This window comes from Mesorhizobium sp. M0018 (assembly GCF_040323955.1).
Classification (GTDB): domain Bacteria; phylum Pseudomonadota; class Alphaproteobacteria; order Rhizobiales; family Rhizobiaceae; genus Mesorhizobium.
Genome location: NZ_JAMYVL010000007.1, coordinates 257,849 through 280,129, shown reverse-complemented (window position 1 = coordinate 280,129; position 22,281 = coordinate 257,849). Strand labels below are relative to the sequence as shown.

Here is a 22,281-nt window from a genome sequence, read left to right as displayed (position 1 = left end):
TCCTGCTATCAACCAATATGGGCTTTGTAAGCGGCTTCATCGAGGAGTCCGTCGAGTTGGCGCTCATTGGCCAGCTTCATCTTCCACAACCAGCCGTCGCCGGTTGCCGCCGAATTGACGAGTGAAGGATCCGATGACAGCGAGGTGTTGGCCTCGGTGATCTCGCCGTCGACCGGCGCGTAGACGTCCGATGCGGCCTTGACCGATTCGACCACCACGGCGGTGTCGCCCTTGGCCAGCTTCTTCCCCGGCTCCGGCAGTTCGACGAAGACGAGATCGCCGAGCTGCTGCTGCGCGTAATCGGTGATGCCGACCGTGGCGATGCCGCCCTCGACGCGCAGCCATTCGTGATCTTCGGTGAAATAGGTCTTTGCCATTGAAATCATCCTTTGCGGTAGCGATGGGGCGTGAAGGGCAAGGGGTGGATGTCGACCGGGATTTTCGTCCCGCGGACATCGGCGAACAGTTTTGCGCCGGATTTGGCAAGCGGCGTCTGGACGTAACCCATGGCGACCGGATGACCGGCCGAGGGGCCGAAGCCGCCTGAGGTGACATGGCCGGCAGGGTTGCCGTCAGCATCGAAAAGGGCAGCACCGGCGCGCACCGGCTGGCGGCCTTCCGGCTTCAGGCCGACGCGTTTTTGCGCCGGACCACGCTCCAGGATGGCGCGCAGCGCATCGGCGCCGATGAAGGCGCCAGAGGCGCGAACCTCCTTGGGGATGGCCCACATCAGCCCGGCGCTGGCCGGATCGATCTCCGGCGTGATGTCCAGCCCGTGCAGGCACAGTCCGGCTTCGAGCCGCAGGCTGTCGCGGGCGGCAAGGCCGACCCACATCACCCGCTCGTCCTCGAGCAGCCTGGCGACGAGGTTTCTTGCATCCGCTTCCGGCAGGCCGATCTCGAAGCCGTCTTCGCCGGTATAGCCGGACCGGCTCATGAACCATTTTTCGCGCGGCTCGATGCCGTGCATGAACACCAGCGAACCGGTCTCGATGCCGGCGCGGGAAAGGGCAGCCCACGCCTCGGGGCCCTGTATGGCCAGGAAGACGCGGTCGAGCGCATCCACTTTTACATCGAAATCGCCCTCTGCATCGAAATTTTTGGCCAGTGCGCGCAGATGCTTTTCGTCGGCGGCGGCGTTGCCGGCATTGGCGACCATCATGAAGCGCTCGGCGCCGAGCCTGGTGACGATCAGATCGTCCAGAATGCCGGCCGCCTCATTGAGGAAGAACGTGTATTTGGACTGGGAAACCTCAAGTGCGCCGGCATCGAACGGGCAGGCGCGGTTCAGAAGCGCTGCTGCCCCCGTACCGCTGATTTCGAACAGCTTCATGTGCGAGATGTCGAACAGGCCGGCATGCTCACGGCTGTGCAGGTGCTCCTTCATCACGCCGGCCGGATAGGTCAGCGGCATCGACCAGCCGGCGAAGGCGCCAAAGCGCGCACCAGCTGCCATGTGCAGATCTTCGAGGGGAAGGTGTTTGGTATCGTCGCCCGTCATGTCATCTCCAGAGTCGCACGCAAGCGGCCGCGAATGGCGACCAGTCCGTGCCCCTCTGTCTGAAGCCTGAGAGACTCGCGCCCCGTAACTCTGTCGGCAGCGCTTACACCTTCGGCGCGGGGGCAAGCCCCGACTTTCCAGAGTGTCTTTCCCGTCTACGGTTCTTTTGCCTGAGAGATTTCGGGCGATTTCCCCTTCGGCGGCAGCTCTCGCTGCTCTCTCCCACAAACAGGTAGGACTCGGTCAGGAGCCCTCGACTCGTCATCCATAGCCCGTGGACGACACCTTGTCACCTGCCGGCGACATTTTTACTGCCAAGTCTTCTGCGGGCCTTCTTTATAGGCAAGCCTTCGCTAACCACGCCGCTTGCCGGTTTCTCAAGACCTTGCCGATATACCGCATAAGGGCCGGCAATTACCGGCGGCGGCGGGGAAGAAAATGGGCGAATTGATCATGAGCGCGCCGGTGGCCGGGCTGACCTCGAAAAATCGGATCACGGCGGAAGACGTGGTCATGCTGCGCGGCGAAGTGTTCGGCGACGGCGTGGCAACGCGCGGCGAGGCCGAGGCGCTGTTTGCGCTGGATGCAACGGCGAGGGACAAATGCACGGAATGGCTCGAGTTTTTCGTCGAGGCGGTCACCGATTTCATCGTCCACCAGGAAAAGCCGGCGGGCTATGTTTCGCAGGACAATGCCGACTGGCTGATTCGGACGATTTCGCGCGACGGCATGGTCGACAGCCAGACCGAACTCGAGCTGCTGGTGCATGTGCTGGAAGTTGCCAAATCATCGCCGAGCACGCTTTCCAGCTATGCGCTGGAGCAGGTCGCTCATGCGGTCGTGGACGGCAAGGGGCCGCTGATGACCGGCGGCAGGCTTATCCCTGGGTCGATTGCCAAGGCTGAGGTCGAGCTGTTGCGCCGCATCCTTTACGCCTATGGCGGCGATGGCAACATCGCCATCAGCCGCGCCGAGGCCGAGGTGCTGTTCAAGATCAACGAGCGGACAGCGGCGGGCGACAACGATCCGTCCTGGAACGATCTGTTCGTCAAGGCGATCGCCAATTTCGTCATGTGTTCGGCCGGCTACGAACCGCCGGTGCGCGACGTGGCGCTGCGCCGGGATTCGTTCTTCGAACAGGCCGATCCGGAAATCGGCGGGTTCTTCAGCCGCATGGTATCGGGCGGCCTGTCCGGCATCATGGAAGCCTATCGCTCACCCGGCGATATCGAAGCCGAGTGGGAGTCCAAGAACAAGGCAGCCGAGGCTCTGGCCCGCCGCGCCGAGACGGTCGATGCCGGCGAGGCCAAATGGCTCGCTGAACACATAGGCGACCGGCCGCTGCAGGAGAACGAGCGCGCGCTGCTGACGCTAATCAAGCACGCCTCGCCGGAAATCCACCCGGCGCTGAAGCCGCTGATCGACAAGGTCGCATAAGCAGTCGCGCGACGCTATTGTTTGGCGGGCTCCGGCTTGGCACTGGTGTCGAAGCGCAACATCCATTTGAAGCTGCCGAACCAGTAGCGGCGCACGCCGCCTATGGTGCCGTCGGCGGTGCGCGCGCCGATCCAGTTGTTGACGTATTGGATGAGGCGGACATCGTCCGGGCGCATCGCAAACGCTTCCGGCGTCCGCAACAGCGGGCCGCCCACCATCGTCAACTTCGCGTCATAGAGCCTGGCGGCCATCTGCGGCGTCGGCGACGTCGCGACCATCGCCTGTGCGTCGCCGCCGATGATCGCGGCGAAAACATCTGAGGTATTGTCGAAAGACAGGATGGTCGCCTTGGGAAAAGCTTCCTTCGCGGCGGCTTCATCGGTGGAATTGGACAGCACGGCGATCTTATATCCCGGCGCCGCCACTGCCTTTCCCGGCCTTTTCCCAAGGCTGGCGATCGTCGCAACCATACGGATATCGGCGGTACCGGTCTGGTTGGAGAATACCACCTCGCGTGCGCGTTCCGGCGTGCTGGCGTAGCCCGCCGCGATCATATCGAAATCACCCTTGAGCAGTCTTGTCTTAAGGTCGTTCCAGGGCACCTCGACCAGCTTCAGGTCGACGCCGAGATCAGACGCCAGCGCACTGGTCAGGTCGACATCATAGCCGGCGAACTTCCCGTCGGCCTTCTTGAGGATCCATGGCGGGTTGAGCGCCACGCCGACCGTCAGTGTCTTCTGGTCGATGATGCGCTTGAGGCTGTCGTCCGCCCGGGCTGGCAGCAGCGACAAAGCCAACCACGCAGAAAGGGCAAGTATAGTTGTGGCGATCATCTTAGCGCGCATTAATATAACCTCGCTGAGCCCGTCCGGTTGTCAGATTTACACAGAGGTGCCATTCTGTCGATAGCGGACCCTGATGGAGAGTTGCGATGTCGGCACGGATGGCGGTTACCGGTTCGATGATGTTCCTGGTTTGCATCCTGGGCAATCCGGCGAAGCTTTCGCTGCTGCCGGCGGCAGCGCAGGCTGCGGGGGCAAAACGCGTGGTCTGCTCCAGCGCCGATTACCGCTATTCCTATTGCGGGATCGATACGCGCCGCGGCGTGCAGTTGACCTCCAGGCTGTCGAAGGCGCGTTGCGTATACGGTAGAAGCTGGGGCTATGACGCCGGCGGCATCTGGGTCGACAATGGTTGCTCGGCCGAATTCGCAGTCGCCAGCCCCAACCGCAATCCCTCTGCTGGCGACGTCGCCGCAGCCATTATCGTCGGCGGCGTGGTAGGTGCCATTCTCGACAACGGCAATTCGCATCGCCATCATTCCGATAATTACTATCCGAAGCCGCGCCCGCGCCGTTACGACCAATCGATCGATCCGACGCCGCAATTCGACAATCAGGGCAACCCCAACTTCGATACCCACGGCAACTACCAGGGACCGCACGGGCTGGGCAAGCTTGTCACCCCTGACGACAATCCTGACCTGAATCCGGCCCTGCGCAGCGACGGCGACGACAGCGACGACGACAGTTAGATGAAGCTCGGGTCAGGTTTCGGTCAGATGCCGCCGTACCAGTCGTAGCCATTGTCCTCCCAATAGCCGCCTCTGCCGCCGCCGATATTGGCGAAGCCGTCGACCAGCTCAATCTTGTAGAGGTATTTCGGCATCTTGTAGCCGAGCTGGCGCTCGACGCGGACGCGCAGCGGCGCGCCGTTTTCGACCGGCAACGGCTTGCCGTTGAGGCCATAGGCAAGGATCGTCTGCGGATGACGAGCATCGACCAGGTCGATCGAGCCGTAATATTTGATGTCGCCGGCCAGGCTGCGGTCGATCGTATCGAGGCAGTGGAACATGACGTAGCGCGCCTGCGGCTTGACCACTGCCTGGTCGAGCACCAGCGACAGCGGCGTGCCGGTCCATTTGGCAATGCAGCTCCAGCCTTCGACGCAGTCGTGACGGGTGATCTGGGTGCGGCTCGGCATGTTCATCAGCTGCTCGCGGCTCAGCGACAGCGGTTTTTCGACCAGGCCTGAAACCTCCAGCCGCCAGTCGGCGAAATCGCTGGCGAGCAGGCCCTTGTAGAAATCGTCGTCCGGTGCGGTGACACCGTTCGGCCGCTGCGGCTGGCGAATGTCGGCCTCGGTGAACTCCGGCGCCAGCGCATCAGCGCCGGCAAGCAGTCGCTGCGCCCGCCAGGTCAGGCCATTGGCGCTTTCGAGGAAGCTGCGCAGGCTGTCGCCGACGCCAAGCTGGCTGTCGAAGGCGTCGCAGCCCGACAGCATGATGCCGGAAAGGCCGAGGCTGGCCGAGGTCAGGAACTTTCTTCGGCTTATCTGTAGCTTGGGGCTGATCTCGAATTTCGCCATGTCAGGCACTCCTCTCTGGCGCTTTGTCGCCATGCGCCGGCGGGTCGGTTCGGTACCACCCGGTGATGATGGAGCGCAGCTCGTTGATCGGGCCGGCGGCGAGGATCATCAGGATGTGGATAATGAAGAAGGCGACGAGCAGCAGCATCACCGTGAAATGAATGGTGCGTGCCGTCTGTCGGCCGCCGAGCAGATCATTCAGGAACGGCAGCACCGAATCCATGCTCGGCGACATGGCAAGGCCGGTGATGATCATCAGCGGCAGCAGCACGAACAGCACGCCGCCATAGGCCATCTTCTGCAGCGTGTTGTAGTCGCGCGTGTGATGGAACCTGAGCTTGGCGTGCTCGACAATGTCTCGCGGCAGGCGCCTGAAATCATCGAGGCGCGGGGCAAGATCGCGGCGCAAATGGCCGTTGATCAGGCTGGCGACCAGCCAGACCAGCAGCGTGGTGGTCAGCACCCAGGCGAAGAAGAAATGAACAACGCGCGCGGTGCCGAGATCGTAATAGGAAGGGATCGTCGCCCAGGACGGGAAGGCACGGGAGGTCTCCTGGCCGGCCGGACCCGACCAGCCGAGCACGCCAGTGGTATCGAAGCGCTTGCCGAAGATTTCGGTATAGCCGCGCGGGCCAGTCGCCGTATTCTCGGCGCCAATGGCGAAGACGGTGTTGTTGTAGCCAAAACCCGACTCCTTGCCGATGTAGAGCTGTGGGCGGGCGTTAAATATTTGCAGACCGGAAAGCAGCATGAAGAACAGCGCGATCGCCCACAGCCAATGCGTCAGCCGCGTCCAGCGCGACTGGCGATAGATCAGCGTCGCATCCGTCGAAGCAGCGCTATCTGCCTCGGTGCTGGCTTCGCCTCTGGCAACTGATTCCATGTTTTCCGTGCCTCCCTGCCAAGCGGTTCCGCATGGCCTGTCAGATCTCTTCTCCTCCCAATACGTCGCCAGCCTAAGCGATGTTTCACCCGATCACGGATTTATTACGGACTGCCGAGGCTGACGGCGAGGTTGACCGCGGCTGCCACGATGACCGTGTTGAAGAAGAACGACAGGATCGAATGCACAAGCACGACACGGCGCATTTGCGAGGTCGTGATGTTGGTGTCGGCGGTTTGCGCCGTCATGCCGATCACCGTGGCGAAATAGAGGAAATCCGAGCCTTCCGGCCGCTTGCCGCCCGGGAAGTCGAGGCCGCCGACCGGAATTTTCTTTTTTGTGTCGCCATCCATCGCATCGCCATCCAACCAGTAGATATGCGCGTAGTGAAGTGCGGCCATCGCATGGATGGTCAACCAGCCAAGCGGGATAGACAGCAGCGCCACCATAAGCTCGACGGTGTCCGCGCTCTTCTCCCTGTTGATCAATTGAAACAACGACATGATGGCAATAGCGACGACAATCAGCGTGACCGCGAAGATGGCCAGTACCGGCAGGTCCGTGTCGCCTGCATTCTTGCGCAGATAGCTGCCGGTAAGCCGCGGCATATGGGCGATGACAAGGACGAGATAGGCGGCAAAGAACACATTGGCGCCGATCGAATAGGCAAGCGGCGCACGCCAGACCAGCGCGGCGCCAAAGGCTGCCACGCCGATGCAGGCCGACACCGCGAACGGCGTGTGGCGTCGCATGGGCATCTTGGTCGGGGTACCAGTCGCCATGGCCTTCAGTCCGCAGACGCGGATTTCAGCGCCCGCCGTAGGATGCGGTCAAGCTCGCCGAGGAACCGCGAGCGGTCCTGCGGCGCGAAGCTCGAATTGTAGCCCTTGCTTTCGCCGGTCTCGCGCAGATGCTGCTTGAGATCGCGCATTGCCACCGCCATGCCGATCGTTTCGGGCGTAAACGGGCGTCCGGTCGGACCAAGTACGTGGGCGCCAAGCGCCACCGCGCGCGCGGCAAGCGGGATATCGGCGGTCACCACGATATCGTTGGACCGGGCATTTTCGACTATCCAGTCGTCGGCGGCATCGGCGCCCTTGGAGACGACGACATTGCGGATCATCGGATCGCGCGACGGACGCAAGCCGCCATTGGAGACGAAGGTGACGACGATGCCGTGCCGCTCGGCGACTTTTTCGACCTCGGCCTTCACCGGGCAAGCGTCGGCATCGACGAGAATAGCAGGTGCGGGCATCGTTGTTCCAAATGTGAAAGAGCCGGGCGGCGTCGCCCGGCTCGATCGATGATAGTCGAGCGGCTACTAGGCCGGCAACGCGCCGGACCGCTTGGCCGTCCAGGTGGCGATATAGTCCATCAGTCCTGGATTGAGGCAATCATAAGGTTCGAGCCCGATCGACTTCAGCTGTGACCTTATGCCGTCCATGCGGCTCGGATCGACACCGGACTCGATGATCGAAGAGACAAAGGCGGTGAAGCCCGGCGGCGACCAGCCGTCTTCCTGGAAGCGTTCGGGATGGATGAAGGACAGCCCCTTGAAAGCGTGGTCGCGCTCGACCGGGCCGTGCATATGGACGCCGCAGCCGGTGCAGGCATGGCGCAGGATCAGCGCGCCCGGATCGACGATCTTCAGCTTGTCGCCGTTTTCGGTCACCGTCACGTCGTTTGTACCGGCAACCGCCACGACCGAGAACAGCGCGCCTTCCGGCTTCCAGCATTTGGTGCAGCCGCAGGCATGGTTGTGGGCGATCTGGCCCTTGACCTTGACCTTGACCGGGTTGCTGGTGCAGGCGCAGACCAGCGTGCCGCCGGCAAAATCGGCCTTTTCCCGTGGCAGTCCATTGTCGATTTTAGGATGCAGTTTTTCCGGCATTTTTGTCTCCTCCCTTGGTTCTATGCTGGTTCCGTTTCGATTACCGCTTCATTCTCCATACGGTGTTCTTGCTTGACGCGCTCTACCACCTTGAGCGCCTTACTCAGATATGTATCGCGCACGAGAAACGATATTTCTTCTCTGCCGCGGTCGATCTCATCGAGGTCGATGCGAACGCGGTTGTTATTCCTAAGCGCTACCCAAAGATGTTCGCCGAATTGCCAGCTCTGCATACTGAGCGACTCGCTGAAATTCGGATATCGGATCCGAACCCGGATCAGTACCTCCTTCAATAGACTACCACGCTCCTGATCGACTTGCCTTCATGCATCAGGTCAAAGCCCTTGTTGATGTCCTCGAGCTTCAGCGTGTGGGTGATCATCGGATCGATCTCGATCTTGCCGGCCATGTACCAGTCGACGATCTTCGGCACGTCGGTGCGGCCGCGCGCGCCGCCGAAGGCGGTGCCCATCCAGGTGCGGCCGGTGACCAGCTGGAACGGCCGCGTCGAGATCTCCTGGCCGGCGCCGGCAACGCCGATGATGACCGACTTGCCCCAGCCGCGATGCGACGCTTCCAGCGCCTGCCGCATGACCTTGGTGTTGCCGGTGCAGTCGAAGGTGTAGTCGGCGCCGCCGATCTGGTCGGCGCCGCGCTTGGTCATGTTGACGAGATGAGCCACGACATCGCCGTCGATCTCCTTCGGATTGACGAAATGCGTCATGCCGAATTTCTCGCCCCATTCCTTCTTGTCGTTGTTCAGGTCGACGCCGATGATCATGTCGGCGCCGGCAAGGCGCAGGCCCTGGATGACGTTGAGGCCGATGCCGCCGAGGCCGAACACGACCGCCGTCGCGCCTTGCTCGACCTTGGCCGTGTTGATCACAGCGCCGATGCCGGTGGTGACGCCGCAGCCGATGTAGCAGATCTTGTCGAACGGGGCGTCGGCATTGACCTTGGCCACCGCGATCTCGGGCAGCACGGTGAAGTTGGAAAAGGTCGAGCAGCCCATGTAGTGGAACAGCTTGTCCTTGCCGATCGAGAAGCGCGAGGTGCCGTCCGGCATCAAGCCCTGTCCCTGCGTGGCGCGGATGGCGGTGCACAGATTGGTCTTGCGCGACAGGCAGGACGGGCACTGCCGGCATTCCGGCGTGTAGAGCGGGATGACATGGTCGCCCTTCCTGACCGAGGAGACGCCCTTGCCGACGTCGACGACGATGCCGGCGCCCTCATGGCCGAGGATCGCCGGAAACAGGCCTTCCGGGTCGGCGCCCGACAGCGTGAACTCGTCAGTGTGGCAGATGCCGGTTGCCTTGATCTCGACCAGCACCTCGCCATCGCGGGGACCTTCGAGGTCGACCTCCATGATCTGCAGCGGCTTTCCGGCGGCAACGGCGACAGCGGCGCGCGTTTTCATCAGGCAATCCTCCCATGACAGTCTGCAATCCAGGTTAGATTTAACTTACCATTCAGCTCTGCGCTATGCACGAAGCGACGTTGTGACCCCGGATTTTCGTCAGCGCCCGCCGATTTGCATGCGGGATAGGCTCCGACTTTGCCTTGACCGGCCCCCTGAAGCCCATAAAACGGGAAGCCCGTAAAAGAAGGGCAGCCGAGGGACGAGGCCTGCATGTTCACAAAGATCCTGGTCGCCAACCGTGGCGAGATCGCCTGCCGCGTGATCAAGACGGCGCGCAAGATGGGCATCGCCACCGTCGCGGTCCATTCCGACGCCGACCGGGACGCCGTGCATGTCGAAATGGCCGACGAGGCGGTGCATATCGGGCCTTCGCCGGCTGCGCAAAGTTATCTGGTCGCGGAAAAGATCATCGCCGCCTGCAAGGCCACAGGAGCAGAGGCCGTGCATCCCGGCTACGGTTTCCTGTCCGAGCGGGCATCCTTCTGCGAAGCGCTGGAGCAGGAAGGCATCGTCTTCATCGGCCCGAAGCCGAAGGCCATCAAGGCGATGGGCGATAAGATCGAATCGAAGAAGTTCGCCAATGCGGCCAAGGTGTCGACGGTGCCCGGCTGGCTCGGCGTCGTCGAAAACGCCGCCCATGCCGAAAGAATAGCCGGCGAAATCGGCTATCCCGTGATGATCAAGGCTTCAGCCGGCGGCGGCGGCAAGGGCATGCGCATCGCCTGGAGCAAGGCAGAGGTGCGCGACGGCTTCGACCGGGCGCGGTCGGAGGCGAAAAGCTCGTTCGGCGATGACCGCGTCTTCATCGAAAAATTCATCGTCGATCCGCGCCATATCGAAATCCAGGTGCTCGCCGACGCGCATGGCAACACGCTCTATCTCGGCGAGCGCGAATGCTCGATCCAGCGCCGCAACCAGAAAGTCGTGGAGGAGGCGCCGTCGCCGTTCCTCGACGCCAAGACCCGCAAAGCCATGGGCGAGCAGTCGGTGGCGCTGGCCAAGGCCGTCGACTACCAGAGCGCCGGCACGGTCGAGTTCATCGTCGACAGCGACAAGAACTTCTATTTCCTGGAAATGAACACGCGGCTGCAGGTCGAGCATCCGGTGACGGAACTCGTCACCGGCATCGACCTGGTCGAGCAGATGATCCGCGTGGCGGCCGGCGAAAAGCTCGCCATCAAGCAGAGCGACGTCAAGCTGAACGGCTGGGCGGTGGAAAGCCGCCTCTATGCCGAAGATCCGTATCGCAACTTTCTGCCGTCGATCGGCAGGCTGACGAAATACCGGCCGCCGGAAGAGGGAAAATTCGGCGAAATCGTCATCCGCAACGATACCGGCGTTACCGAAGGCTCGGAAATCTCGATGTTCTACGACCCGATGGTCGCCAAGCTGTGCACCTGGGCGCCGACACGGCTGGCGGCAATCGACGCGATGTCGGAAGCGCTGGACAGTTTCGTCGTCGACGGCATCGAGCACAACGTACCGTTCCTGGCGGCGCTGATGCAGCATCCGCGCTGGCGGGAAGGGCGGCTATCGACGGCGTTCATCGCCGAGGAATATCCCGACGGCTTCGCGCCCATTGTGCCGAACAGCGAAGAAAACGCGGTGCTGGCCGCGATCGCAACCGCGGTCGAACTGCTGCGCCGCGACCGGCTCGACCGGCTGGGCGGGCGGCTGGCGCCGCATTCGGGCGCCTTGAAACGCGATTGGGTGGTGAAGATCGGCCGGGATTATCTTTCGGTTGCCATCGTCGAAGGCATGATTTCCATTCCGATGGAGCTCGACCTCACAATCGACGGCGGCAAACCGCTGACGGTGGCATCCGACTGGCGGCCGGGCGATCTCATCTGGCGCGGCACGGTCGGCGGCCGCAAGGTCGCGGCGCAAGTCAGGCCGGTGCTGAACGGGTTCCGCATCGCCTGGAAAGGCATCTCGGTGACAGCCCGCGCCATGCTGCCGCGCACCGCCGAACTCGAAAGGCTGATGCCGGAAAAAGTGGCGCCGGATACCTCGAAGATGCTGCTATGCCCGATGCCCGGCCTCGTCGTGTCGATTGCCGTTGCCGAGGGGCAGGAGGTCAAGGCCGGCGAGACGCTGGCCGTGGTCGAGGCGATGAAGATGGAAAACGTGCTGCGCGCCGAGCGCGACCTCATCGTCTCGAAGCTCAACGCCAAGCCCGGCGACAGCCTTGCCGTCGATGCTGTGATCATGGAATTCGCGTGAGGTTGGACCCGCCCTCGACGCTCTGTCTGAAGTTGGCGGGACAGCGCGCCCCTCTGTCCTGCCGGACATCTCCCCCTCAAGTGTCCCTAAAGTGGGGAGATTGGCAGCTTCGGGGCCCAGCTCGCTCCTGCAACGTTGGAAATTGGCGAAAGCCGAGATGATGGCCAATCTCCCCCCTCATGGGGGAGATGTCCGGCAGGACAGAGGGGGGCGCGAAGGAACGCGACCTGCAATCCTCTGGATACGCCCTCGGGAGACGGACAACTCGAATTTTTCCCCGTCGCGCCGTATTTTGTTCTTGCTTTGTGCCGGCAGCTATGCTATTAATTTGGCTATGGTGCTAATTGGCTCCAACGACCCGCCCGCCGAGGCGGGTTTTGTTTGTAGCCTGAGGTTGGCGGGACAGCGCCCCTCTCTGTCCTGCCGGACATCTCCCCCACAAGGGGGGAAATTGGCAGCTTCGGCGGTTGCTCTAAACCTCCAAAGCTCTAATCACTAGCGCTGGACTCGTGCTACCCGGCGCTCGACAATACAACTTCATCGACTGAGTCCTTTCAGGCGGCGCGAAAAAACCATGGCGGATGAAAGACTTCCACGCGATCCCTTGCTGCGCGAGGCCTATGCAAAGGCGTCGCGGGCGGAGGCGGCGGCGCGTCGGTTCATTCATCTGCGCGTGCATTCGGCCTATTCGCTGCTCGAAGGTGCCTTGCAGCTCGGCAAGATCGTCGGCCATGCGGTGCAGGACGAATGCCCGGCAATCGCCGTCACCGACACCAACAATCTGTTCGGCGCGCTGGAATTCGCCCAGAAGGCGGTAAAGGATGGCATCCAGCCGATCATCGGCTGCCAGATCGACCTCGCCTTTTCCGGCGAGGCGAGCGACAGCCAGCGCGACCGCAGGCGGCAAGGACCGGAGATGCGGCCGGTCGTCCTGATCGCCGCAACCGAGGCCGGCTACGGCAATCTGGTCAGGCTGGTCAGCCGCGTCTATCTCGAGACACCGCCCGGCGAAGCGGTGCATCTGACGAGCGAGATGCTGCAGGGCCACACCGACGGATTGATCTGCCTTACGGGCGGGCCGCGCGGTCCGATAGGCACTGCATTGAAACAGGATCGCCGCGAACTCGCCGAGACCCGGCTCTCGGCGCTCAAGAGCCTGTTCGGCGACCGGCTCTATGTCGAGCTTGAGCGCGTGTCCGGCTATGACCGCGCCATCGAGCAGTTGTCGGTCGATCTCGCCTACCGCCACGATCTGCCGCTGGTTGCCACCAACGAGGCGTTTTTCTTCTCTCGTGAAGACTATGAGGCGCATGACGCCCTGATCGCCATCGCCGAAGGTTCCGTGGTTGCGGCCGACAATCGCCGCCGCCTTTCGCCCGACCACTTCCTGAGAGGCCAGGCCGATATGGCGAGGCTGTTCGCCGACCTGCCGGAAGCAATCGACAACACCGTCGAGATCGCGCTGCGCTGCTCGTATTACCCGAAGACCCGCAATCCGATTCTGCCGCGCTTTGCCGGCCGCGATGTCGCCGACGCCGATGCTGCGGTCAAGGCGGAGGCGCAGGAGCTTGCCAGGCAGGCGCATGAAGGGCTAGAGGCGCGGCTGGCGGCGCACGGGCCGACGCCCGGCTATACCGTCGAGCAATATCGCGAAAGGCTGGATTTCGAGCTCGGCGTCATCGAGAAGATGAAATATCCGGGCTATTTCCTGATCGTTGCCGACTTCATCAAATGGGCCAAGGCACAAGGGATTCCGGTCGGCCCGGGCCGCGGATCGGGCGCCGGCTCGCTGGTCGCCTATGCCACGACCATCACCGACATCGACCCACTGCGTTTTTCGCTGCTGTTCGAGCGCTTCCTCAATCCCGACCGCGTGTCTATGCCCGACTTCGACATCGACTTCTGCCAGGACCGGCGCGAGGAAGTCATCCGCTACGTCCAGCAGAAATACGGCCGCGACCAGGTTGGCCAGATCATCACCTTCGGCACGTTGCAGGCGCGCGCGGTGCTGCGCGACGTCGGCCGCGTGCTGCAGATGCCTTACGGGCAGGTCGACAAGCTGAGCAAGATGGTGCCGTCGAACCCGGCCAATCCGGTCAAGCTCGCCGACGCCATCGCCAACGAGCCGCGCTTTGCCGAAGAGGCGGAGCGTGAGCCGATCGTGCAGACGCTGCTCGATACGGCGCAGAAACTGGAAGGTCTTTATCGGCACGCCTCGACGCACGCCGCCGGCATCGTCATCGGCGACCGGCCGCTGTCGGAGCTGGTGCCGATGTACCGCGATCCGCGCTCGGACATGCCGGTCACGCAGTTCAACATGAAATATGTCGAGCAGGCCGGGCTGGTGAAATTCGACTTCCTTGGCCTGAAGACGCTGACGGTGCTGGACAGGGCCGTCAAGCTGATCCGCCGCCGCGGCATCGAGATCGATCTTGCCCACATTCCGCTCGACGACCCCGAAACCTACGCCATGCTGTCGCGCGGCGAGGTGGTCGGCGTGTTCCAGGTGGAAAGTGCCGGCATGCGCAAGGCGCTGATCGGCATGCGGCCCGACTGTATCGAGGACATTATCGCGCTGGTCGCGCTCTACCGGCCGGGGCCGATGGAGAACATACCGACCTACAACGCCAGAAAGCACGGCGAGGAGGAGATGGCGTCGATCCACCCGAAGATCGACCATCTCGTCAAGGAGACGCAAGGCGTCATCGTCTACCAGGAACAGGTGATGCAGATCGCGCAGGAGCTCTCCGGCTATTCGCTGGGCGAAGCCGATCTGCTGCGCCGCGCCATGGGCAAGAAGATCCGCGCCGAGATGGACAAGCAGCGCGAGCGCTTTGTTTCGGGCGCGGTCGAGCGCGGCGTCGGCAAGCCGCAAGCCGACTTCATCTTCGACCTGCTGGCAAAGTTTGCCGACTACGGTTTCAACAAATCGCATGCCGCCGCCTATGCCGTCGTCTCCTACCAGACCGCCTATCTGAAGGCGCATTACCCCGTCGAATTCCTGGCGGCATCGATGACGCTCGACATGGGCAATACGGACAAGCTCGCCGATTTCCGCCAGGATGCGCTGCGCCTCGGCATCGAGGTGGTGGCGCCGTCGGTCATGACGTCGTTCCGGGATTTCGAGGTCGGCGAGAACCGCATCTTCTATTCGCTGGCCGCGCTCAAGGGCGTCGGCGATGCGGCGGTCGAGCACATCGTCGCCACGCGCGGCGAAAAACCCTTCAAGAGCCTCGCCGATTTCTGTGAAAGGGTCGATCCGAAGATCGTCGGCAAGCGCGTCTTCGAAAGCCTGATCATGGCCGGCGCGCTCGACTGCTTCGGTCATGACCGCGCGGCGATGATGGCCGGCGTCGAGCGGATGATGGGGCTGGCGTCGCTGGCGCAGCAGAATGCCGTCACCGGCCAGCATGACATCTTTGGCGCCTCGCTCGGCGCACAGTCGCAGGCGCTCAACTTGCCGGCGACCGATCCCTGGCTCGCCGCCGACCGCCTGCACCGTGAATTCCAGGTGGTCGGGTTCTATCTCTCGGCGCATCCGCTCGACGAATACAAGGCGGCGCTGCAGAAAATGCGGGTGCAGACCTGGGGCGAGTTTTCGGCCGCCGTCAAACGCGGTGCTGCCGCCGGCCGGCTCGCCGGCACGGTGACCACCAAGCAGGAGCGCAAGACGCGCACCGGCAACAAGATGGGCGTCGTGCAGTTCTCCGACACCTCCGGCCAGTATGAAGCGGTGCTGTTTTCCGAGGGGCTGGCGCAATACCGCGACCTGCTCGAACCCGGCCGCTCGGTGGTGATCACCGTTTCGGCCGAGGACAGGCCTGAAGGCGTCAATCTGCGCATCCAGACCGTGCAGTCGTTGGAGGAAGAGGCAAGCCGTATCCAGAAAGCGTTGCGCATCTTCGTCAGAAATGACGCACCGGCATCGACAATCCAATCGCAGCTTGGCCAGCGTGGCGACAGTCAGGTGAGCATCATCGTCATCAAGGAAGGCGGCGAGGGCGAGGTCGAGATCGAGTTGCCCAACCGCTACCGCGTATCGCCGCAGATCGCGTCGGCGATGCGGGCGGTGCCGGGCGTGGTCGAGGTGGAACTGGTCTAACAGTTAGCGCACGCTTATGAAGCGGCGATCTCCGCCGGTTGCGGTGCTCTCCGCTGCAGGTTGAGCAGATTTCCCATGAGGATCAGCAGGGCGCCACCGGCGGTGAAGGCGTCGATCTGCTCGTGATAGAGCAGCCATCCGATCACCGCCGACAGCGGCACGCGCAAAAAGTCCATTGGCGAGATGACCGTCGCATCGGCATAGACAAGTGCGCGGGCCATGCAGAAATGCGACGACATGCCGGTGAAGGCGATGAGCAGGATCCACGGCCAGAGCTCAAGCGGCGGGTTGCGCCATTCGTAAAGCGCCGGGACGAGGCCAAGCAGCGACTGGATGATCAACATCCAGAAGATGATGCGCACGACGCTGTCCGTCCGCGTCAGCGACTTGACGAGGACCACCGAGACGCCGAAGCAGACCGCGGCTCCCAGCACGATGACATGTCCCGGATTGACCGCGCCGACGCCCGGACGCACGATGATCACAACGCCGATCAGCCCGAGCACGATCGCCGCCAGCCGTGGCCGGGACAGCCTTTCGCCGAGGAAAGCGACGGCCAGCAAAGCGGTCCAGATCGGCGTCGTGAATTCGATCGAGATCAGTACCGCAAGCGGGATCAGCGTCAGGGCGTAGAGCCAGGCAGCCTGGCCGGTATAGTGGACGACGTTGCGGGCGATATGAGCCAGCGGGCGTCCGGTGCGCATCGCCGCAAAACCGCCTGACATCATGACCAGCGGCAACAGGATGAAAAAGCCGATCACCGAGCGCAGCTCGAGCACCTGGAAGACGTTTAGTTCGGCCGTCGTGGCACGGCCGGCCACCGACATCGCCAGGAACGAGGCGATCGACAGCGCCATCCAGAACGCGGCCTTGGGGATCGAGGGTGCGGGTGCCATGCGGCTATGTCGCAAGCCGGAGCGCTCATCGCAACCGCTAGCCGACGCATTCGACTGGGCCAGCCGCGCAGCGTTGCAAACAGTGATGTTGAAGCCGGAACCCGCCGCTGAGGGGAGCGTTGGTCCCTCAGTGTTTGCGTGCTGTGTTTTGGATACCAACGAGGAGCGGTCCGATGAAATCACTTGCACGATTTGTACTTGCCGGCTGCCTGACGGCCGGGGCCGGGGCAGCGCATGCCGACGATCCGGATTTTCTTCGCTCATTCCAGGGGAATTTCGCCGGCAAAGGCATCGTCAAGGTGACCACCGATGCGCCGACGGTGAATGTCTCCTGTCATTTCAATTCCGACGCAACGTCGAGCTCGCTGTCGCTCGACGGCAGCTGCCGCGGTCTTATCGTGGTAACGCGCGCCATCAGCGCCGATCTCAAATCGAGCGGGACGAAATACACCGGCACCTATGTCGGATCGCGCACCGGGCCGGCGCAATTGAGCGGCAGCCGCTCCGGCAACGCAATCAATCTCGGCATCCGTTGGGCCAAGGAGGTCAATGGCGATCGCAAGGCGCAAATGACGGTCGAGAAGAACGGCGAGAATGGCATGCGGCTGATCGTCGTCGATACCGATCCGAAAACCGGGAAGAGTGTGGTGACCACCCGGATCGATCTGCAGCGCACGTGACTGGGGCAAGTTGATATTCAGGTGGAGGCCGGCCTGCGAAAAGCGGTTTCCTGCGCATCCAGTGCTCACGTACTCACAAGTGCGCTCCGCTCCGGTTCTCGGAAACCACCCTTCTCGACTCGGCCTGACCTGAATCTCAAACATGCCGGTATCATTCCTCGACCGGTTCGGGCGGATGGGCATCGCGGCCCTTGCCGAAGGTATAGCCGGTTTCCACCGCCCTGCGGCCGAACTTGCCGCGCAGCGTGTCGATGGCGCCTTCGGCCATGGCGCGCTTGCGTGACTGGACGTCGACCAGGTCGGGCGGGTCCGCCCGGTCATCGTCGGAGAGATCGCTGACGCCAATGCCGAGCAGCCGGTATTTCGTGCCATCCGCTTCCTTGCGCAGCAGCTCGAGCCCGGTCTGAAAGATGCGGTCGGCCAGCCGGGTTGGATCGCCGAGCTGGCGATTGCGCGTGCGGATCCTGAAATCCTGCGTCTTCAGCTTGAGGACGACGGTGCGTCCGGCAATTCCGGATTTCTTCAGCCGGGCCGAGACTTTTTCCGACAGCGCCCTCAGCACCGAAACCAGTTCGTCGACGGAGGCGATGTCGGTATCGAAAGTGGTTTCCGCCGAGACGCTTTTCGCGTCCTGGTCGGGAACGACGCGACGGTCGTCCTCGCCGCGCGAAAGCCGGTAGAGCCGGTCGCCCATGACGCCGTAGCGGCGCATCAGATCGCCACGTTCCATACGCTGCAACTGGCCGATGGTGCGGATGCCGTCGCGCTCGAGCGTGGCGGCAAAGGCCTTGCCGACCCCCCAGATCAGCGTCACCGGCTGCTCGGCCAGGAAGCCGATAGCCTCGGCCTCGCCGATCACCGAAAAGCCGCGCGGCTTGCGGAAGTCCGATGCCACCTTGGCCAGGAACTTGCAGTAGGAAAGACCGGCCGAAACGGTGATGCCGATCTCCTTTTCCACGCCGAGTGCGAAGCGCGCCAGGACCACCGCAGGCGGCAGGCCATGCAGGCGCTCGGTGCCGGCGAGGTCGAGAAAGGCCTCGTCGATCGAGAGCGGCTCGACCAGCGGCGTCAGCGCCTGCATCATGGCGCGCACCTCACGGCCGACGCGGACGTATTTTTCCATGTCCGGCGGCAGGACCACCGCTTCCGGGCAGGCTTCGAGCGCCTTGAACATCGGCATTGCCGAGCGCACGCCGTGGATGCGGGCAATGTAGCATGCGGTGGAGACGACGCCGCGCTTGCCGCCGCCGATGATCAATGGCCGGTCCTTCAACGCCGGATTGTCGCGCTTTTCGACCGCCGCGTAGAACGCGTCGCAATCGATATGGGCAAGGCGCAGCCGGTAGAGCTCCGGATGGCGGGCGAGCCGTGGACTGCCGCAGCGCTCGCAACGGCGTGCCTCGCTGCGCTGAAAACTCAGGCAGTCGCGGCAAAAACCGTGTTCGGGATTGTTGACAGGGGCCGCCATCGCTGCGAACATAAAGAGAACAAATGCAATGGTACGTCAGGACGGATGCCACGACAAGGCGGTGGGCCGGGAGAGAGCTCATGAATACGACCATAGCGCCGCTAGTGCCCGAGCTTTGGGCGGATTTCGAAGATCTTTTCGGTAGGCAAGGCGCCTGCTACGGCTGCTGGTGCACACATTTCCGGCTGTCGCCCGCAGCGCGCCGCGCGAGCAACCGGGAGCGCAACAAGGACCACATCAAGGCGCGGATCGAGGCCGGGCCGCCGCCGGGCCTGTTGGCCTTCGAGGGTGGCCAGGCGGTCGGCTGGATGCAGATCGGCCCGCGTGCCGACGTGCCCGAATGGAACAACCAGGGCAGGGGGTCGGCGCCGATCGACCCCGCCGACGCCAGCGATCCGGGCGTCTGGGCGATCTCCTGCTTCTTCATCCGCACCAAAGCACGCGGCAAGGGCCTGTCGCACCGCCTGGTCCAAGGCGGCATCGAGTTCGCCCGCGAGAACGGCGCGCGGCTGATCGAGGCCTGCCCGATCGACCTGTCGAAGGATTCGCGCTCGATCGGGCTGTTCGTAGGCTCGTCGCGGGTCTTCGAGAAGGCCGGGTTCCAGCGATTGGTCGAACGTAAGCCAGGCCGACCGCTGGTGCGGCTGGTGCTTTAGCCGGATGCGCTTTTGGCCTACAGCCGGCGTCTTGCCGCTGTAACGCTGTTTCACTAATACAAGCAATGATTTGGCCCGAGACAACGGAGAATCGACGTGAAGCGTGTATTGCCACTTGTTCTCGCCGTCGCGTTTAGCGCGCCCGCTTTCGCCCAGACCGTCGACAGCCAAGGCGCGAAGAAGCTTACCGATGATCTGGCACATTATTTCGGCAGGCAGGGTTTCGATATCGGGCTGGTGAAAATCACTGCCGACGGCGATGCGTACAAACTCGCCGTCGATTTCAAGCCGCTCGTCGCTTTGCTGTCGAAACAGGATTCCTTCAAGTTCGACGTCACGCCTTACGACATGCGGGTCAAGCCGCGCCAGGACGGGCAGTGGGACGTGTCGGCGGATACGTCGCTGACCGGATCGTTCGATTTCAAGGGGCCTCAAGGGCCGCAGCACATCGACTTTTCGGTGTCGAACAACAAGTTCACCGGTGTGTATGATCCGGCCCTGGTGGCCTTCGTCAGCGCCACGGGGTCAATGGACGCTATGACGATGAAAACCCGGGAGCCGAAGCAAGAGGCCGATGTCTCTGCCGGTGCCGGCACCGCCACGCTAAATTCGACGAAATCGGCGAACGGCGGCATCGATTTCACTGTCGCGGAAAAGATCTTGAATTTTGCTGAAGTCCTCAAAATCAACGATCCCGAGCGAGGGTTGAATTTCCCGGTCACCCTCAATGCGCCGGAATTTTCGGTGCATGCAAACGGCAAGGGTGTTCGGACAAAGCCGTTGATGGATCTGCTTGCTTTTGCCGTCGCTAATGAAGACGAGGCGAAACTGAAAGTAAATCAGGCGGAACTTAAGTCACGTCTCCTTGCGGCGTTGCCTGTCTGGGAAAGAATCGACGGAACGTACGCCTTCAAGGATTTCGCAATTGAGAGCCCAGTCGGCAAGTGGGGTGCGAAGCAGTTGGATTTGGCTAGCGGCATGGATGGCGTCTCCCAGAACGGCAAGATCAACTATGGGATCAAGGCCTCCGGTCTGACGATCCCCCGGCAATTGCTGCCCGCCTGGACTGGTCCACTGGTGCCGACGGATATCGACCTCAACTTCGGCGGTGCCAATATCGATCTCGACACGATGGCGAAGAAGGCGATCGAAGCCTTTGATCTCAATAAGAATCCGCCGTTGCCGGGGGAATTCGGCAAGGCTTTGGTCGCCGATTTCAAGGCCAAGAAACCCAAAGTAATCCTCGGCCACTCGACCGTGAAGAATGGCGACGTCGAAGTCGCCATGGAAGGCGAGATGACTTTCCCGGGCGGCGAAAAGCCTGATGCGACCGTGACCGTCGCTGTGGCCGGCTACGACAGGATCGTCGATGCCTTGAAGGAAGGCGCCAAGAGCGATGAGCAGATGGCGCAGGCCTTCCCCTTTGCGCTGGCCGTCAAAGGTTTTGGCAAGACGCTGCCGGATGGCCGGCTGGAATGGGTGATCAACACCAAGGCCGATGGGTCCGTTGCGGTCAACGGCGCCATGCTGAAGGGGCCGGATGAAGTCCAGGACGACAGCGCCGGCCAGGATGACAACTCGGGCGATGATGGCGCGAATGGAACGGACAATTCGACCGGGGGCGAGGATTCGGACGGCGGCGACAATGGCGGGGCAGGACCGAAGCTGCAGCCCTGAGCGCTCCCATTAAAGCCCCAGAGCGCTCGCGATCTTCGGCGCGGCGTCGCGCCAGTCTTCGACGACTCTGACGCCGTCCGGCGGCGGCGGCAGGAAAGCGCGCAGCGAATTGTCGGCCATCAGATGGAAGAGATACGCATCGGCGACCGAGTTCTGCACCGACACACAATTGGACGGCTGATCGTCGACGAAAGCGACCGGGCGGCCCTTGTTGCCGCGCAATTTGGCCACCGCCGGTCCCTTGGCCATTTCGGTGGTCAAAAGCGGGTAGGGCAATCCGAGCGCGTCGAGATGCGCACGGCGCACCACGCGGTGCTTGTGCGGCATGGCGGTTAGCAGAACGATCTCGGCGCTGTCGCTAAGCGCTGCAAGAGCATCCTCGGCACCGTCGGTGATGCTTTGCCAATCGGCCTGGGCGTCAAAGAATTCCCCCAGAAGTGCCGTAACCTCGGGCTGTTCGATCAAACGGCCGCTCGCCGTTTCGGTGATGTTGCCGGTGAGGCGGAAGGAAGCCAGCGTCAGGCCGAAGCCGCGCGATTTGAGGAAATGCGGAAACGGCCGGATGAATTCGAGCACGACGTCGTCGACGTCGAGCACCAGCAGCGGCCGGTCGTCGGCGGCCAGCTCCTCGATCTGCCGCGCCGTCTCGGGATCGTCGCTCATACCGAATGCTCATGATTGTCGTCGCCGAGCGGCAGCGCCCGCAATGCCTTGCCGACTGCGGCGGGCGGCGTTCCGGTCTCCTCGGAAAAACGCATCAGCGTCGGCTCATGGGCAAGGATGAACTGCAGCACGCCGGCCAGGAATCCCGGCTCGCCCGCCGCCCGGCGGATGGAATGGGCTTCGATGCCGGTGATCGCCAGGAAGCGGGGCAGAAGTTCCGGATCGGCGGCGACGAAGCCCAACGCCTTTACGGCAATGGTTTCCGCTTCCTCGCGCATTGACGCTGCGTTTGCCATCGCTACCTTCCTTCATGGGCGGAATCGTTCTGTTTTCGCAGTAGTGGCAAGTGTCGCCGGCAGCAAGCCGCCGATCTGGAATCCGAACGCTTTTAGGGCGGCCGGTTTGCGTTTCGTCAAT

The 22,281-nt window shown here is 62.8% G+C and carries 21 protein-coding genes and 1 riboswitch; of the genes, 7 read left to right on the top strand and 14 right to left on the bottom strand.

Annotated features, from left to right (window positions below; all coding sequences use genetic code 11):
* Positions 1 to 8: 8 nt before the first annotated feature.
* Both gcvH and gcvT read right to left on the bottom strand, forming a co-directional pair.
* Positions 9 to 377, bottom strand: a complete 369-nt coding sequence (gene gcvH, locus NKJ81_RS12880; protein WP_352451343.1) for a glycine cleavage system protein GcvH — start codon at positions 375 to 377, stop codon at positions 9 to 11.
* Positions 378 to 382: 5 nt separating this feature from the next.
* The gene (gene gcvT, locus NKJ81_RS12875; protein WP_352473893.1) at positions 383 to 1,501 is read right to left on the bottom strand and encodes a glycine cleavage system aminomethyltransferase GcvT; all 1,119 of its coding nucleotides are present in this window, start codon (positions 1,499 to 1,501) and stop codon (positions 383 to 385) included.
* A gap of 148 nt (positions 1,502 to 1,649) precedes the next feature.
* Positions 1,650 to 1,736: riboswitch (glycine riboswitch) on the bottom strand.
* Between the two features lie 203 nt (positions 1,737 to 1,939).
* Between gcvT and NKJ81_RS12870 the strand changes: the two genes are divergently transcribed.
* On the top strand, positions 1,940 to 2,938 hold the full coding sequence (locus tag NKJ81_RS12870; protein WP_352540652.1) for a hypothetical protein: 999 nt from the start codon (positions 1,940 to 1,942) through the stop codon (positions 2,936 to 2,938).
* A gap of 14 nt (positions 2,939 to 2,952) precedes the next feature.
* On the opposite strand, the gene NKJ81_RS12865 is transcribed toward NKJ81_RS12870, so the two are convergent.
* Positions 2,953 to 3,783, bottom strand: a complete 831-nt coding sequence (locus NKJ81_RS12865) for a transporter substrate-binding domain-containing protein (RefSeq protein WP_352540651.1) — start codon at positions 3,781 to 3,783, stop codon at positions 2,953 to 2,955.
* 86 nt (positions 3,784 to 3,869) lie between these two features.
* On the opposite strand from NKJ81_RS12865, the gene NKJ81_RS12860 reads away from it, so the two are divergent.
* The gene (locus NKJ81_RS12860) at positions 3,870 to 4,472 is read left to right on the top strand and encodes a DUF3011 domain-containing protein (protein ID WP_352540650.1); all 603 of its coding nucleotides are present in this window, start codon (positions 3,870 to 3,872) and stop codon (positions 4,470 to 4,472) included.
* Between the two features lie 23 nt (positions 4,473 to 4,495).
* Here the strand turns inward: NKJ81_RS12860 and NKJ81_RS12855 are convergent, their stop codons facing one another.
* The 7 genes from NKJ81_RS12855 to NKJ81_RS12825 all read right to left on the bottom strand — a co-directional run bounded on the left by NKJ81_RS12855 (position 4,496) and on the right by NKJ81_RS12825 (position 9,496).
* On the bottom strand, positions 4,496 to 5,305 hold the full coding sequence (locus NKJ81_RS12855) for a molybdopterin-binding protein (protein ID WP_352454438.1): 810 nt from the start codon (positions 5,303 to 5,305) through the stop codon (positions 4,496 to 4,498).
* 1 nt (position 5,306) lies between these two features.
* A complete protein-coding gene (locus NKJ81_RS12850; protein ID WP_352473889.1) occupies positions 5,307 to 6,188 on the bottom strand; it encodes a cytochrome b/b6 domain-containing protein in 882 nt (293 codons plus the stop codon).
* A gap of 104 nt (positions 6,189 to 6,292) precedes the next feature.
* Complete coding sequence (locus NKJ81_RS12845; protein ID WP_352473888.1) at positions 6,293 to 6,970, bottom strand: DUF1345 domain-containing protein; 678 nt, start codon at positions 6,968 to 6,970, stop codon at positions 6,293 to 6,295.
* A 5-nt stretch (positions 6,971 to 6,975) separates the two neighbouring features.
* The gene (locus tag NKJ81_RS12840) at positions 6,976 to 7,443 is read right to left on the bottom strand and encodes a YaiI/YqxD family protein (protein ID WP_352454435.1); all 468 of its coding nucleotides are present in this window, start codon (positions 7,441 to 7,443) and stop codon (positions 6,976 to 6,978) included.
* A gap of 66 nt (positions 7,444 to 7,509) precedes the next feature.
* The gene (gene gfa, locus NKJ81_RS12835; RefSeq protein ID WP_352451333.1) at positions 7,510 to 8,079 is read right to left on the bottom strand and encodes an S-(hydroxymethyl)glutathione synthase; all 570 of its coding nucleotides are present in this window, start codon (positions 8,077 to 8,079) and stop codon (positions 7,510 to 7,512) included.
* Positions 8,080 to 8,099: 20 nt separating this feature from the next.
* The gene (locus NKJ81_RS12830) at positions 8,100 to 8,372 is read right to left on the bottom strand and encodes a hypothetical protein (protein WP_352451332.1); all 273 of its coding nucleotides are present in this window, start codon (positions 8,370 to 8,372) and stop codon (positions 8,100 to 8,102) included.
* Positions 8,369 to 9,496 carry an S-(hydroxymethyl)glutathione dehydrogenase/class III alcohol dehydrogenase gene (locus tag NKJ81_RS12825; RefSeq protein ID WP_352540649.1) on the bottom strand — a complete coding sequence of 376 codons (1,128 nt, stop codon included), beginning with the start codon at positions 9,494 to 9,496 and terminating at the stop codon, positions 8,369 to 8,371. The genes NKJ81_RS12830 and NKJ81_RS12825 overlap by 4 nt, the downstream gene beginning before the upstream one ends.
* Before the next feature lie 213 nt (positions 9,497 to 9,709).
* Here NKJ81_RS12825 and NKJ81_RS12820 point away from each other — a divergent pair, with 213 nt between their 5' ends.
* Positions 9,710 to 11,722, top strand: coding sequence for an acetyl-CoA carboxylase biotin carboxylase subunit (locus NKJ81_RS12820; protein ID WP_352540648.1), 2,013 nt, complete (start codon positions 9,710 to 9,712; stop codon positions 11,720 to 11,722).
* A 574-nt stretch (positions 11,723 to 12,296) separates the two neighbouring features.
* Positions 12,297 to 15,824: a DNA polymerase III subunit alpha gene (gene dnaE, locus NKJ81_RS12815; protein ID WP_352540647.1), complete on the top strand. Its 3,528-nt coding sequence runs from the start codon at positions 12,297 to 12,299 to the stop codon at positions 15,822 to 15,824.
* 14 nt (positions 15,825 to 15,838) lie between these two features.
* On the opposite strand, the gene NKJ81_RS12810 is transcribed toward dnaE, so the two are convergent.
* Positions 15,839 to 16,720 (bottom strand): DMT family transporter, encoded by an 882-nt coding sequence (locus tag NKJ81_RS12810; protein ID WP_352471788.1) that lies wholly within the window; start codon positions 16,718 to 16,720, stop codon positions 15,839 to 15,841.
* A 173-nt stretch (positions 16,721 to 16,893) separates the two neighbouring features.
* On the opposite strand from NKJ81_RS12810, the gene NKJ81_RS12805 reads away from it, so the two are divergent.
* Positions 16,894 to 17,400 (top strand): hypothetical protein, encoded by a 507-nt coding sequence (locus NKJ81_RS12805; RefSeq protein WP_352471786.1) that lies wholly within the window; start codon positions 16,894 to 16,896, stop codon positions 17,398 to 17,400.
* Positions 17,401 to 17,551: 151 nt separating this feature from the next.
* Here the strand turns inward: NKJ81_RS12805 and NKJ81_RS12800 are convergent, their stop codons facing one another.
* A complete protein-coding gene (locus NKJ81_RS12800; protein WP_352471784.1) occupies positions 17,552 to 18,880 on the bottom strand; it encodes a DNA polymerase IV in 1,329 nt (442 codons plus the stop codon).
* A 68-nt stretch (positions 18,881 to 18,948) separates the two neighbouring features.
* Between NKJ81_RS12800 and NKJ81_RS12795 the strand changes: the two genes are divergently transcribed.
* Together NKJ81_RS12795 and NKJ81_RS12790 are read left to right on the top strand one after the other, a co-directional pair.
* Entirely contained in the window at positions 18,949 to 19,524 is a 576-nt protein-coding gene (locus NKJ81_RS12795; protein WP_352471783.1) for a GNAT family N-acetyltransferase, read from the top strand.
* A 96-nt stretch (positions 19,525 to 19,620) separates the two neighbouring features.
* The gene (locus NKJ81_RS12790; RefSeq protein ID WP_352540646.1) at positions 19,621 to 21,201 is read left to right on the top strand and encodes a hypothetical protein; all 1,581 of its coding nucleotides are present in this window, start codon (positions 19,621 to 19,623) and stop codon (positions 21,199 to 21,201) included.
* A gap of 9 nt (positions 21,202 to 21,210) precedes the next feature.
* Here the strand turns inward: NKJ81_RS12790 and NKJ81_RS12785 are convergent, their stop codons facing one another.
* Together NKJ81_RS12785 and NKJ81_RS12780 are read right to left on the bottom strand one after the other, a co-directional pair.
* Positions 21,211 to 21,864, bottom strand: coding sequence for a hypothetical protein (locus tag NKJ81_RS12785; protein WP_352540645.1), 654 nt, complete (start codon positions 21,862 to 21,864; stop codon positions 21,211 to 21,213).
* A complete protein-coding gene (locus tag NKJ81_RS12780) occupies positions 21,861 to 22,160 on the bottom strand; it encodes a DUF3572 domain-containing protein (protein ID WP_352502452.1) in 300 nt (99 codons plus the stop codon). Before NKJ81_RS12780 ends, NKJ81_RS12785 begins: the two co-directional genes overlap by 4 nt.
* Between the last annotated feature and the right edge of the window lie 121 nt (positions 22,161 to 22,281).

Coding starts and splice junctions, on each gene's coding strand:
- gcvH (WP_352451343.1), bottom strand. CDS start 377: ATGGCAAAGACCTATTTCACCGAAGATCACGAATGGCTGCGCGTCGAG.
- gcvT (WP_352473893.1), bottom strand. CDS start 1,501: ATGACGGGCGACGATACCAAACACCTTCCCCTCGAAGATCTGCACATG.
- NKJ81_RS12870 (WP_352540652.1), top strand. CDS start 1,940: ATGGGCGAATTGATCATGAGCGCGCCGGTGGCCGGGCTGACCTCGAAA.
- NKJ81_RS12865 (WP_352540651.1), bottom strand. CDS start 3,783: ATGCGCGCTAAGATGATCGCCACAACTATACTTGCCCTTTCTGCGTGG.
- NKJ81_RS12860 (WP_352540650.1), top strand. CDS start 3,870: ATGTCGGCACGGATGGCGGTTACCGGTTCGATGATGTTCCTGGTTTGC.
- NKJ81_RS12855 (WP_352454438.1), bottom strand. CDS start 5,305: ATGGCGAAATTCGAGATCAGCCCCAAGCTACAGATAAGCCGAAGAAAG.
- NKJ81_RS12850 (WP_352473889.1), bottom strand. CDS start 6,188: ATGGAATCAGTTGCCAGAGGCGAAGCCAGCACCGAGGCAGATAGCGCT.
- NKJ81_RS12845 (WP_352473888.1), bottom strand. CDS start 6,970: ATGGCGACTGGTACCCCGACCAAGATGCCCATGCGACGCCACACGCCG.
- NKJ81_RS12840 (WP_352454435.1), bottom strand. CDS start 7,443: ATGCCCGCACCTGCTATTCTCGTCGATGCCGACGCTTGCCCGGTGAAG.
- gfa (WP_352451333.1), bottom strand. CDS start 8,079: ATGCCGGAAAAACTGCATCCTAAAATCGACAATGGACTGCCACGGGAA.
- NKJ81_RS12825 (WP_352540649.1), bottom strand. CDS start 9,496: ATGAAAACGCGCGCCGCTGTCGCCGTTGCCGCCGGAAAGCCGCTGCAG.
- NKJ81_RS12820 (WP_352540648.1), top strand. CDS start 9,710: ATGTTCACAAAGATCCTGGTCGCCAACCGTGGCGAGATCGCCTGCCGC.
- dnaE (WP_352540647.1), top strand. CDS start 12,297: ATGGCGGATGAAAGACTTCCACGCGATCCCTTGCTGCGCGAGGCCTAT.
- NKJ81_RS12810 (WP_352471788.1), bottom strand. CDS start 16,720: ATGGCACCCGCACCCTCGATCCCCAAGGCCGCGTTCTGGATGGCGCTG.
- NKJ81_RS12805 (WP_352471786.1), top strand. CDS start 16,894: ATGAAATCACTTGCACGATTTGTACTTGCCGGCTGCCTGACGGCCGGG.
- NKJ81_RS12800 (WP_352471784.1), bottom strand. CDS start 18,880: ATGTTCGCAGCGATGGCGGCCCCTGTCAACAATCCCGAACACGGTTTT.
- NKJ81_RS12795 (WP_352471783.1), top strand. CDS start 18,949: ATGAATACGACCATAGCGCCGCTAGTGCCCGAGCTTTGGGCGGATTTC.
- NKJ81_RS12785 (WP_352540645.1), bottom strand. CDS start 21,864: ATGAGCGACGATCCCGAGACGGCGCGGCAGATCGAGGAGCTGGCCGCC.
- NKJ81_RS12780 (WP_352502452.1), bottom strand. CDS start 22,160: ATGGCAAACGCAGCGTCAATGCGCGAGGAAGCGGAAACCATTGCCGTA.